The 12,404-nt window shown below is 53.1% G+C and carries 12 protein-coding genes; 4 read left to right on the top strand and 8 right to left on the bottom strand.

The window, feature by feature from the left end; translation table 11 throughout:
* Positions 1-91 precede the first annotated feature (91 nt).
* Complete coding sequence (locus AC5JO6_RS10195) at positions 92-1,150, top strand: hypothetical protein (RefSeq protein ID WP_496080952.1); 1,059 nt, start codon at positions 92-94, stop codon at positions 1,148-1,150.
* Between the two features lie 27 nt (positions 1,151-1,177).
* On the opposite strand, the gene AC5JO6_RS10190 is transcribed toward AC5JO6_RS10195, so the two are convergent.
* Positions 1,178-1,423, bottom strand: a complete 246-nt coding sequence (locus AC5JO6_RS10190) for a transporter suffix domain-containing protein (protein ID WP_496080951.1) — start codon at positions 1,421-1,423, stop codon at positions 1,178-1,180.
* A 35-nt stretch (positions 1,424-1,458) separates the two neighbouring features.
* On the opposite strand from AC5JO6_RS10190, the gene AC5JO6_RS10185 reads away from it, so the two are divergent.
* From AC5JO6_RS10185 to AC5JO6_RS10175, 3 genes are all read left to right on the top strand, one after another.
* On the top strand, positions 1,459-2,043 hold the full coding sequence (locus AC5JO6_RS10185; RefSeq protein ID WP_496080950.1) for an LOG family protein: 585 nt from the start codon (positions 1,459-1,461) through the stop codon (positions 2,041-2,043).
* Positions 2,044-2,256: 213 nt separating this feature from the next.
* Entirely contained in the window at positions 2,257-2,916 is a 660-nt protein-coding gene (locus AC5JO6_RS10180) for a general stress protein (RefSeq protein ID WP_496080949.1), read from the top strand.
* Between the two features lie 240 nt (positions 2,917-3,156).
* Positions 3,157-3,618 carry a BON domain-containing protein gene (locus AC5JO6_RS10175; RefSeq protein WP_496080948.1) on the top strand — a complete coding sequence of 154 codons (462 nt, stop codon included), beginning with the start codon at positions 3,157-3,159 and terminating at the stop codon, positions 3,616-3,618.
* 114 nt (positions 3,619-3,732) lie between these two features.
* Here AC5JO6_RS10175 and AC5JO6_RS10170 read toward each other — a convergent pair whose 3' ends face one another.
* From AC5JO6_RS10170 to AC5JO6_RS10140, 7 genes are all read right to left on the bottom strand, one after another.
* Positions 3,733-5,424 (bottom strand): asparagine synthetase B family protein, encoded by a 1,692-nt coding sequence (locus AC5JO6_RS10170; RefSeq protein WP_496080974.1) that lies wholly within the window; start codon positions 5,422-5,424, stop codon positions 3,733-3,735.
* A gap of 356 nt (positions 5,425-5,780) precedes the next feature.
* On the bottom strand, positions 5,781-6,257 hold the full coding sequence (locus AC5JO6_RS10165) for a hypothetical protein (protein WP_496080947.1): 477 nt from the start codon (positions 6,255-6,257) through the stop codon (positions 5,781-5,783).
* Positions 6,258-6,602: 345 nt separating this feature from the next.
* Positions 6,603-7,094: a DinB family protein gene (locus AC5JO6_RS10160; RefSeq protein WP_496080946.1), complete on the bottom strand. Its 492-nt coding sequence runs from the start codon at positions 7,092-7,094 to the stop codon at positions 6,603-6,605.
* A 209-nt stretch (positions 7,095-7,303) separates the two neighbouring features.
* The gene (locus tag AC5JO6_RS10155) at positions 7,304-9,982 is read right to left on the bottom strand and encodes a tetratricopeptide repeat protein (protein WP_496080945.1); all 2,679 of its coding nucleotides are present in this window, start codon (positions 9,980-9,982) and stop codon (positions 7,304-7,306) included.
* 286 nt (positions 9,983-10,268) lie between these two features.
* Entirely contained in the window at positions 10,269-10,439 is a 171-nt protein-coding gene (psb34, locus tag AC5JO6_RS10150; protein WP_496080944.1) for a photosystem II assembly protein Psb34, read from the bottom strand.
* 266 nt (positions 10,440-10,705) lie between these two features.
* Positions 10,706-11,539 (bottom strand): thiazole synthase, encoded by an 834-nt coding sequence (locus AC5JO6_RS10145; RefSeq protein ID WP_496080943.1) that lies wholly within the window; start codon positions 11,537-11,539, stop codon positions 10,706-10,708.
* 12 nt (positions 11,540-11,551) lie between these two features.
* The gene (locus tag AC5JO6_RS10140; RefSeq protein ID WP_496080942.1) at positions 11,552-12,283 is read right to left on the bottom strand and encodes a Uma2 family endonuclease; all 732 of its coding nucleotides are present in this window, start codon (positions 12,281-12,283) and stop codon (positions 11,552-11,554) included.
* Positions 12,284-12,404 lie beyond the last annotated feature (121 nt).

Below are 12,404 nucleotides of genomic sequence, written 5' to 3'. Positions count from 1 at the left end.
CACTGACTCACTCACCAACAACTTCCACTCTCCCTCTTCCAGCCTTCCCCAAGCCGTGCAATAATGATGCGACTGTCGTCCGAGCACGCTAATGGTACAAGCACCCCAACGTCTAGACGCTATCCATAGCGTTTCAAGAGCTTTTGAGCCGAGTGTCGATCTCCACTTTCGGTTACCTGACCCAGAAGATGAGCTGATCCCAGAACTGGAGTTTCAGGAGCAGGTGGAGCAGGCGTGGCAGGTGTGCGATCGCTTTGACCTGCAAACCGACATCTGGCGCGGACGCATTTTACGGGCAGTACGCGATCGTGAAAAGCGACATGGAGACGGACGCGGTACAGGCTTTCTCAACTGGCTGAAAGACCGCGAAATCAGCAAAAGTCAGGCGTACACCATGATTGAGCTGGCGAACAGTGCCGATACGCTCTTGGACGGTGGCTATCTGGAACCCGAAGATGTCAACCAGTTTAGCAAACGAGCGTTTGTAGAAACGGCGCAATCGGCTCCCGAAGTGCAGCAAATGGTGAGTGATGCGGCTCATCGCGGCGATCGCATTACCCGTCGTGAAGTCCGTCAGCTTTCGGATGACTGGACGGCGATGACATCAGATCTGCTGCCTACTGAAGTGAAACAAAAAGCGGCTGACCATACCATTCCGGCAAAATATCTTGCGCCGTTGGTCAAGGAAATGCAAAAACTACCAGAGAGCCACCAGGTTTCGATTCGCGCTGCCGTTGCGGAAACGCCCGACGTGGATACCCTCAAGCAAGCCACCTCTGAGGCACGCTATCTATGGCGCTACCTGGAAGCTGCTGCAAATGTGCAGGCACTCAACAACGAATCCCTCAATTTGGAATTGGCGCTTGAAGAAGCGCTCCGCCTTGGCTGTCTCAGTTCTGCTGCTGATTTGGTCAACCATGCTGCTCAGCTTGAGCAAACGGTGACGAAGCTTTATCTCACCTGGAAGCGCCTGAATGCTCTTTCTGAGCGACTCTACCTTGACAGCGGTGCGAGTACGCCGCATTTGCGATCGCTCCTCAGTTGTCTTGCGCCCCTCTCTGGCGACATCATTGAAACCTCACTGACAGGCGGCGGCGATCGAACGATTCGTCTCCAGGTGTTGTCGAATGCAGACGTGGAAACGCCTTAACCATTTACGCCGCCTACTTTACGCTGCCTACTTTCGCAGCACTTGCCTGAATCTTGCCCACAGATGGCGCGGATTAAGCCAATGGCGATATCGTTGTGCCACCTCTTTGCCCGCTAGCAACGCCCCAATCCAGAAAAAGATCTCGCCAAGAATGAGCAATCCTGGTACAAGCACAGCTTTCTGAGCCAGGGTAACTGGCATCAGGGGTATAGCCACGATCGCCAGCCACATCAGGCAAGAAAAGACAATGAGAAAGAACCCAAATTGCTTCATTCTGAACGTTTAGCACCTCTGAACCGTTCCCTCCCATGATGAAACATATCTGCGTTTTCTGCGGCTCTAATCATGGAGTCCGATCGAGTTACAAAGCAGCGGCTCAAGCACTTGGGCAAGCGTTGGTCAGGCACGAGTTGGGTCTGGTGTATGGCGGCGGTAATGTCGGCTTGATGGGCACGATCGCTGACGCTGTTCTTGCTGCTGGAGGCACGGCGATCGGCGTGATGCCCCAGGCTTTAGTTGACAAAGAGCTGGCTCATAAGGGACTAACTCAACTGCATATCGTTGGTTCTATGCACGAACGCAAAGCGCTGATGGCAGAGCTGTCCGACGGCTTCATCGCACTTCCCGGCGGCTTCGGCACCTTTGAAGAGTTTTGCGAGGTGCTTACCTGGTCACAGCTAGGGTTTCACCAAAAGCCGTGTGGCTTGCTGAATGTCGATGACTATTACAGTCCGCTGATCGCCATGTTCGATCACGCTACCAGTGAGCAGTTTGTACGTCCTCCCCATCGATCGCTCGTCCTGGAAGCACAAGACCCCGATCGCTTGCTAGAAAAACTCGCAGCCTACAAGCCGATTGCCGTTCCGAAATGGATCGATCGCCAAGAAATTTAGTAGTGAGAATGAGTGCCGCTTTCGCCCTTTCTACTGCCCCCTTTCTCACCCACGTCCTACTTCCTACTTCCCATTCCCTCTCTTAAGTCTGAGTACAGGTCATCTCTTCAGGACGAGGGAAATGTCGATCGCGCAAGACAGAATTAGTAGCGTAGATAACAAATTTAATTCCAAGTGAGCGAGACTTGATCTCTGCCGCTGGAAGGAGGAAAAATGGCTTTAGGACATCACAAGCGCGCAGTTGGTACCTTTTCTAACTATAGCGATGCCGAAACGGCTGTGCGTGAGTTAAGAGATAGCGATTTCCCAATGGATCGAGTTTCGGTTGTCGGTCGTGACACCGATCGTGCCGCTGATATTGCTGGTGCGGGTGCTGGCGACAGCCTCGGAGACAAAAGTAAGCAGGTGGCTCACGATACGCAAGCCGACGAAGGCGCAAAGAAAGGTGCCGCAGCAGGTGGTGCATTAGGTGGGCTGACAGGTCTACTGGTTGGGTTAGGTGCCCTTGCTATTCCTGGGATTGGTCCAGTGATGCTGGGTGGCGCGTTGGCAACCGCATTGGCAACGACTATTTCTGGTGGTGCGATCGGTGCCGCAGCGGGTGGTCTAGTCGGCGGTCTGGTTGGCTTAGGTATTCCTGAAGACCGTGCCAGAGTTTATAACGATAGCGTCTCTAAAGGCGGCTACCTGGTGATTGTTGACGGTTCTGAAGACGAAATCCGACGTGCAGAAACCGTCTTGAGCCATCGTGGTATTCAAGAATGGGGTGTTTATGACTCACCTGTGACGGATGCCGATCGGACAACTTACCCTACAGGCACTGGCACTGCCTATACAACGAGTGAAACGACGCGGCGTGACCCTTTGCTCTAGGGCGCGTTATCAATTAGCTCCAAAACCCTGCGGTATCAGCCTGATCGCGCCCGCCCCAACACACCGGGCTAGGGGCTGGCACACTTGCTGAAAAGCATGTGTAGTTGTAATTGATGACAGCCCCTAGCCACTGCCAGTGCTCGAAGTGCCTTGTAGAGGTGAGCCTCAGCCCGTCTCTACAGGTCTCCTTTAACCAATACGATTTCAAACGAATACGATTTCAAACGAAGGATGAAAACAATGAAAAAGATTATACCCCTGCTGCTAGGTGGCTTTTTGCTGGTAAGCACAGCCGCTTGCAACAATGCCAAAACTACGTCAGATGCTCCGAATGCCACCGACAACAATGGTCAGGTGCCCAAAGCCCAAGACGCTAAAACGGCTCAGGATGATGCGACGAACGACATTCGCAAGAAGCAAATGGAATCTGACATTCGGGCACGTGAGCAGCGCAACGAAGCTGGTGGCGATCAGATGAAACGAGCCGATGGTGATCTGGAAAGTGAAGTTCGTACCAAACTGGAAGCCAATATCCCCAACGGAAAACTTGTGGTCGATGCTAAAGATGGTGCAGTAACGGTCGGTGGCACTGTGCCAACACAGGCGCAGCTTGCTAAAGTTGAACCCTTAGCGAAGGAAATCAAGGGTGTTAAGAACGTTGCAGTTAAAGCAACCGTAGCTGCTCCCGCCGCCAAGCAGTAGACGCACAATCTAGTTAACGCTTTGTAAGGGGAGGCATCGCTTCCCCTTCTTTTGTAGTTGGCTCGATCTATGCGTTCTAACCACGCTTCCATCGTCTTCTGATGAACCAATCCATCACGGTTGATGTGCTGACTGCCGCGCCTGTAGCCAGTATTCCAGACTCACCAGCAACCAAAGCTTTACGCCATAGCGTCCCCAGATATCACCGTTGTACTCTAACCAGTTGCGGATGAGGGTTTGATTGAGATACGGAGCGATCGCGGCGTTGCGGCTTAGTAAGAGCGATCGTGCTTGGCGGTTCCAATGCTCCCGAAACCCAAGCTGTACGGGCACCATCATGCCGCTCTTGGAACGGTGAACAATCGCTGCTGGCAACAAATCGGCAACGGCTTGCTTCAGAACAGCTTTTTCCTGTACGCCTGAGAGCTTGTAATCTGGCGGTATGGTCATGCTTAACTCAATAACCCGTGGATCGAAGAGCGGCGATCGACCATCAATACCTGCCGCACGAGTCAGGTTATTCACTTTCGTCAAAATTTGATCCGCACCTTTGAAGGTGATGTTGAGTGCCATCAGCCGATTCAAGTAGCGATCGCTTGAATGCAGAACTGGCGTAAAGACCGATGCTTCTGACTGTACCGCTACCCAGATTTCGGGCTTCAGCAGTTGGGGCAAATCCGCCGCACACTTCTGAAACGAGTGCAGATAAGCTTGCAATGCATTCTGTGAAGCGATGCCGCCATACAGAGCATTGATGAGCATCGGCTGATTTTTGGGTCCGCCAAAGCAGGGATCGCCGCCCTCTCCATTGAGCACCGTCTGCACGGAATCTGCTGCCAAACGTCCCAGCAGTAGATTCGGCACCGTCAGGGGATCACCGATCGGGTCATCTAGTGCTGCCATTGTCTCTGGCAGGTGCTCCCACATATCCTTAAAGGTGATTTCCAGGATGTGGTGCTGCGTTTGACAGTGCTGCGCCACCAAGTTGGAAAATTCAAGCTCGTTGGGGCGATCGGCACCAAAATGAATCGAATAGGTGTGTAGTGGCGCATCGTGAAGTTTCGCTGCCAATGCCGTAATGCAGCTAGAATCCAAGCCACCAGAGAGAAAGACCCCCACGGGTTCTCCTGGCGGCAAATGCTCCTGCACAACCTGCTCAAGCAACGATCGGAGACGATCGCCATGCCACTCCAACGGCTGGTCGGGATGTGTAATTTGTTCTTGCAGGTGCCAATACGGTTGTATCGTCTCATCCGGCAGTTGCACTGAACTGCCGGGGCGTACTTCTCGCACCTGCTGCCAAAGGGTGCGTTCTCCAGGCACAAACGCGCAGCAGAGATAATCGCGCAAAGCTACCAGATCGATGGCTGCGGAAACGTAAGGCGCGATCGCACTCAAGGTTGGAGCAATCCAACGAGTCGCACCGTCTGTTGTGTAGTAAAGGGTGCGGACACCAGCCCGATCGCGCCCTAAATAGAGCTGTTGCCGTTCTCGATCCCACACCACAAGCGCAAATGCCCCCGGCAACTTTGACCAGGTGGTGATCCCTTCTCGTTCCCAGAGTTGAGCCACCAGCCAGCGATCGCGCTCAAGCAGCGTCGCCTCTTGATTTTCGACAACAAGTGCGATGTCAAACTCTCGCATCAGAAGTGCGCGATCGGGCAACCACACATCACCAATCAGCACAAAACGCTGGCTGGGGCTAATGGTGACTGAAGACTGATTGCGATCGCTAGCGACGATCGCCACATGATCATCCCGCCAAACAGTCGGCTCCTCTACCGCATTAACTGCACCATACACCACACGCCATGCTGAAACATCTGATGCCGATGGTGTGGGTGGACATGCAGGAAACCCGCGCCACCAATGCTTTAAACTCACAGCTTCTCGTACGTGCAATAGGGCAATCTTAAACGAGTTGTCAGCAGCAACGGTAGGTGGTTAGCGGTCAGCAGTCAGCGATCAGCCATCAGCTAGCTATTAGCGATCAGCCGTCAGCGCTCGGCTAGTCGTTTCTATCTGTACAGGCATGAGTAAGCAGTCTTTGATCTGGCAGCAGTAGAAGCCGACCATTGAACGCTTTCAAGGTGCCCGTTCTTCGCTGTCAATGGCTGCTGCATTGACCAAAAGCTGACTGCTGATGGCTGACCGATTTCAAGCTAGTACGATCGACTATTGCCTTTTTGAATATCCCGCGCCATCGCTCGAAACGTATCCAGGTTGGAATCTTCACGACGACGCTCTCTCGGATCTTTGATTTTGGGCGGATTGTCGGCTTTAGGCGTTGTCCAACCGCTGATTGGCGCTTTCTGCGCGGCAAAGGTTGAAGACCTGACGGTCGCCTGTGAGCCTTGTAGCGCGATCGCCTGATCTTTCTGCGCCTGCGATCGTTGGATTGAAGAAACTAACGAGGTTGTCCGGGGTACTTCACCATCAAGAGTTTTGGGGAACGATCGCTTAACCTCCCGTGCTGCCTGCATATAGTCGATGTCTCCAAACGTTTTGGCATCGCTAGAGTCAAGGTAAAAGGCTTGTGGCTTCGGCTTTGGCAGTCTTGGCGCAGCTTCTGGTGGTGGAGCCGATTCGGTATCCGCCGCTTGCTTGGCTCTAAAGATGCCTTTAATGAATCCAACCATGTGGCGTTATCCTGCTGTTACTTTATGTAAAGTATTATAAGTATTTATAACTGACCCCGGCAATGCTTTCAAGAAAAAGGATTTGAGGCATTGAGAAAGATTTAGCTGTCAGCTATCAGCTATCAACCGTCAGCTACTTGCAGTGAGAATAGTTGAGCGAGCAGCATCAAAGTAGCTACTGCTTACTAACGACTGACCGCTGACCGCTGACCGCTAATCTCAAGGTCGAATCACGTGATGCAGGTCTAACGACTATCAGCTACTTGCAGTGAGAATAGTTGAGCGAGCAGCATCAAAGTAGCTACTGCTTGCGAAAGGCTGACCGCTGACCGCTAACCGCTAATTTCAAGGTCGAATCACACGATGCATGTCTAATGACGGCGGTGCTACATTTGTCTGCGTCAGCATGTCGTGAATTTGTCCGCGATGATGCGTTTGATGGTTGAAAAAATGAGCGACCAGCAGAGCGGCAGGATCATCAAGCTGCCGCCCTTGATTGTTGACATACTGAATGGACTGCGCCAGAAACTCATTGGTCAAGCCAGCAGCAAAGGTTTCGATGTGCTCGTCTTGAGCAACGCGAGCAACCCGCAAGGCATCAAAGTTTTCATAGAGAATGGCGTTGAGACCGATTGACGGTGTAGTGCCGCCTTCAAAACGGGTCACCCAAATGCGATCGCCCACCATAATGTGATTGAGCGTGCCATGAATACTCTTAAAGAATGCTGGGCGAGTGCAGGTACGTTCTGCCTCTGAAAGCTGCGCGCAAGCATCGTAAAGTTTGCAGTTTGCAAGGGTGTTGTAACGTGCCAGCGTTTGGAAATGTTGAACGAGCATGGGGGAGGCGCGAAACGGAGATTTGAGTTTTAACTTCTGACTACACTTTTAGTCTTTAGTGAAGAGGGAGTAGGGAGTGGGGAGTGGGGAGTGGGGAGTCGGGAGTCGGGAGTAAGGGAGTAGGGAGTGGGGAGTCGGGAGTGAGGCTGTTTTCGCCTTTAGCCTTTAGCCTTTAGCCTTTAGCCTTTAGCCTTTAGCCTTTACTTTCGCTAAAGCTGTTTTAACACTTCGGGCAAGAGCTTCGCTGGGATTTGAGAGAGCGCTAGTGTTTGCCCTTTTGACCCGAATTCCGTATGGAAGGCACGCATGGTTTGGATGACGTAGCTGAACACAGTCTGGTAAAGCTCTGTTTGGGGTTGCCAAGTTTGGAGTGCCTGAAGGTGGTGGTGCAAGGCAGCTTCCAGGTGTGCGGAGCGTTGGGCGCTGGTTTCTCGACTATGTTTATCCGTAGCGACCTGGTAGTAAGCAAGCCCCAGATTATTATGAGTCGCGGCGGGATCAAAGGAGAAGGCAGTAGGGGCAACAGTATTGTCTGTTAGATATTCTACAGCAGCGATCGCGGTTTTATAGGCTGCGATCGCCTGGTGAAAACCTTCGCAGCGTTGCTCATGCTTATTCTCTAGCAGGTTCGCAAGCTGCCAATAAGCGGTACCAAGATTGTTTTGCGTGGCGGCATAGGCGGCAGGTGCAACGTCGAGTGTGCGATAGATCAGGGCTGCCCGATACGCACCGATCGCCCGTTGCAAGAGGTCAGCCGCCGACAGATCTTTGCCCTTAGCCGTGCCTACACCGAGGTTTGCCTGGGGCTGCTGTGCCAGATTCCAGTACGCAGTCCCTAGATTATTTTGAATCATGGCGTAGTGCATAGGCTCGCAATCGGGACTGTAGTAGCGCAATGCCTCGAAATAAGCCGCGATCGACTGTTTGAGTCGTCGTATGGGCTGCTGGTGCTGCGCCAGGTTCCAGTACGCGGTACCCAAGTTATTTTGCGTCGCTGCATAGCGTGCTGGATCGTCATGCAGTTGGCGATAGCGGAGGGCTGACTCGTAGGCTCCTACCGATTGCTCTAAGCTTTCTGCTGGTGTGCGAAACCGTGCCATGTCTCCATACGCCGAACCGAGATTGTTCTGAATCATGGCGTAGTTGTGCGGACGCGTTTCGGGATTGGTTTTGACCAATGCCTGCTGATACGCCGCGATCGCCTGATCCAGGTACGTCAGGCTGGTGTCCGTATCTGCTTCTTGCCGCGATAGCATCCAGTACAAATTGCCAATGTCATTCAACACGTCAGACCATTGCAAGGAGCCATCGTCTAGCCATTGCAGCGTCTGCTCGTACACACAGATAGTTAACAGTAAGTGCTGTGAGGACGCATTACCCTGCTCAATGCGATCGCGGCAAAGGGTACCCAGATTTTGATATGCCGCCAAGAGTGTTGCCTTTGGAGCCTGTTGCAGATGCAATTGCTCGATCTGCTGCAACGCCTGAACAATCCTCGAATTTTGGCTAGAAGCGTGTTCGCCCTCTTCAGCCACAACTGAAAGAATGAGGTCGGCTAACTCCAGTGCTGCCTGACTCTGGCTGGAGGAGTCCGTGTTGCTGAGCTGGGTTGGCGTATCGATCGGCTCCGCGATCGCAGAGCCAACAGCGCCGTTTCCTAGTAGATTTGCTGCTACAGGGGTCGTAGCCTTGCCATTTTGACTGTTCTGACTGGCATCCTGGTCGTCGCTTGAAGGGTCATTGCTTGAAGCGTAAGTGACGGCAGCATCGGCTACAGTGACCCTGTGAGTAGGCGCGATCGTCGGCGAAGCCGCTTCAGCAGCACTGTTCGTCTGATCCTGTACTGGCTCTGTAAGATTATCGGTATTCTGATGACTAGAGCCGTCTAACAGCGCTAAATCGTGGCTCAAAATATCCCAGAGATTCTCTTTTGGTACCGCTGCCTTCGCTGATTCATGATTTTGGCTAGCATTGACCGCCTGAGCGATCGTGTGGTGAGGCGGAAACGCGACTACACTCTCATCTGGTGGGCGATCGTCCTGGTTTGCCGCCGCTATGGGATGAGATGCGTACCTAGCTGGCGCTGCAATCTCACCTTGACGCTGATCTGCCTCACTGACAGCAGTTTGCGGCGGGGATGCGGCGGATGTGTAGCGAGTATCCAGACGAGCGGCAATGGAGCGCACGGGCGTTGGGTCGCCCTCAAATTCAAACAGAGCTGTGTGCCAGTTCCAAAAATTAGGCGCTGATTGCTGTACAACGTTCAGCCATGGACGCGGTAGCCAGAGCAGCAGCGGCGCTTCTAGACAGGACAAGTAGTGCTCAACCTGCTGTAGGGAGCTTAGAAAGCGCTTCTGTACCTGAGCAGGTTGACGGGTTAAGCGCTCGGTGCCCAAAATCTGAAAACCGGGCGATCGGGCGCGTTGACTAGATTCCTTCGGTGGCGGATACTGTGCCAACCACTCAGCAATCTGCACCATCGGACTGGGATCGCTCAGATTCAGGTTGAGGCTGACCAATCGAGGGTAAAGTCGGCGTGATGGCAACGGGATGTTTGAGAGTGGAGTCTGTGCATCGCGATCGTCTGTAACGACTGACAGCCGATGGTTAAGTGGCGAAGCAACGCTGGCAGCGCTCAGTGGGCTTGTCGGTGCCATTGCCTCGACTGCTAAAGGTTTGGGCGATGGATGCGCCAACTCTGCATACAAACGGGCAGCCAAACGGTTACGCAACGCCAAGTCATCGCAGACTGCCAGAAAGATTTGTCGACGCAGGTTCAGGCTGAACGCTAATTTCAGGCGCAGATACGCTTTTTGATTCTGTCCTGAAAAGACCTGAGCGCGATCGTGAGTGGGAGAAACTGTGGAAGAACAGTCAGCGAGTTGCATTGCAGGTGGTACGCCGTGTCGCGCGAAGCAGCCGGGTGTTTGAAGCTGATACCACTCTTTTCAGAGGATTGGTAGCGGCTTCAGGACGAAAGGCTGACATTGCTTGGACGAGCCAATTCACCGTTGGCGGCGATGAATCGGCAGTAGATACACCTTTATGCAGGAGTGGAACGATAAAACCGGGCGTTTACCTGAAGTAAACAGCCCGGTCATATTCTAAAGTCACTAATTTTTGTAGCGTCTTAGGCTCGTGTCAAGAGCTTGCTATCAAAAGAATGTTGTACCACTAGGATACCGAAACTGCAACAAACAAGAGTCCACCGATCAGAGCGACGGCTCCCGCTCCCAAAATGATGTAGTTCCGCTTCTGATTCGTGTTGGGCGGCTCAGCTTCATACATTTTGGGTTCGATCGCAAAGTTGTTTAGCCGTCCGCCTTCTTCAACGGTGTAACGCATAAGTTATCCTCAAGTATTTCAAAAGATTGTAACAGAATTGTAACAAAAAAGTGGGAATAACTCCCATTCATACCAAAAAGATTTGCGGATTGCTCATATTCCTGTCGAAACGTTACGACACGTAACACGGCTCGACGCGCCAGGGGCTGTCATCAATTACAACTACACATGACTTGCAGCAAGGGTTCCAGCCCCTAGACTGGTGTGTTGGGGCGAGCGCGATCATGCTGATACCGCAGGGTTTCGGAGCTAATTGATGACGCGCCCTAGGGCTTGGTATGGATAGTGCCTGTGATCGGTGAGCTGGGGCTTGCGTAAGTCTTGATGGGAATGCGTCCCGCTTGATAGGCAAGTCGTCCTGCGATCGCTGCCAGGTGCATCGCACGTGCCATTGCTGCCGGATTTTGTGCCTGGGCGATCGCGGTATTAATCAACAGCGCATCGGCTCCCAGTTCCATTGCCTGCGCTGCTTCGCTGGGTACGCCAATCCCGGCATCCACGACGACGGGCACGGTGGCGTTCTCGATAATGATCCGAATGTTGGCGGCGTTATTAATGCCTTGACCAGAGCCGATCGGTGATCCTAACGGCATGACGGTCACACAGCCAACCTCTTCCAACCGCTTTGCCAGTAGTGGATCAGCGTTGATGTAGGGCAGTACGGCAAAGCCTTCTTTGACGAGCTTCTCTGCCGCTTCGAGGGTGCCGATCGGGTCAGGCAGCAGATATTTAGAGTCGGGAATGACTTCCAGCTTGACGAAGTTGTTGTCTTCTTGCCCCAGCAGTTTTGCCATTTCGCGTCCCAACCGAGCGACGCGCACCGCTTCATCGGCGGTTTGGCACCCAGCGGTGTTGGGCAGCATCCAGATTTTGGTCCAATCCAAGGCTTCTGCCAGTCCTTCATGACCGGGGGCATTCGTTTGAACACGCCGCACGGCAACGGTGACGATTTCACATTCACTCGCAGCGATGCTCTGGCGCATCTCGTCAAAGTTGCGATATTTGCCCGTGCCTGTCATCAGACGCGATTTGAAGGTGCGTCCGGCGATCGTCAACACGTCATCTTTAGCCCGGTCTAGTGGTCGATCTAATAGTTGCATGATCATCAGTCCTCAACTCTTTGCATCATCAGGGGTGTGCCCAAGCGCGTGTAGTTGCGCTGTGAGTCGCTTAATTTCGTCTTCGGCTTGCTGAGCACGACGTTCCGCTGCATCGGCTCGTTGCCGTTCTTTGTCTGCCCGCTGGCGTTCCTGGTCGGCACGCGATCGCTCTTCCTCTGCCCGTTCCGCAATTTGCTCATAGGTTTCAAAGGGTTGCCCGTTGGGACGAATCAGTACCAGATCGCCCTCTGGCGTTAAGCCAAAGCAGACGTTCAACCGGGGGCTAACCCATGCCTCCATTGACTCGATCGCCTCTAAGCGATCATCTTGACGCAGAAACCCGCCGAGGCTGGCGCGATCGGGGTCATAAATGTAGTATTCCTCTACACCATAGCGTTCGTAAAACTGAAACTTGCGGGTCATTTCGGGAATGGTGTGACCGGGCGCAATCACCTCGAAAACCACATGTGGCGGCGTATCCGCTTCGAGCCATTGCTGGTAACTGGCGCGATCGCCCTTGGGTCGATCGAACACGACCATCGCATCGGGTGCCTGCCGCAATTTGTTGTCGCCCTCGACGGGATACCAGAGCAAATCGCCTGCCACAAAAACGTCTGAGTCGTCAATAAACAGCCAATCCAAGCCTTTTTTGATGTACACAATCCACTCAAACTGGATTGTATTCTCTGCCATTGGCAGTCCGTCTGATTCTGGGTAGATGATGGGCGATGAGGTCATGACCATTGGCGTTCCTTGCTGCTGCTTCTTCCAGCGTAGATCACAGTGTTACGACTGTTACGGCTTTTGTTGCGATCGACCCTCTTTCCCACACCTGTCACGGCTGAACATTTCAACCACCCTTGAT

Source organism: Tildeniella sp. (assembly GCF_059505325.1).
The sequence above is the reverse complement of the archived record's forward strand: the minus strand, read 5'-3'. Positions and strand labels throughout refer to the sequence as shown.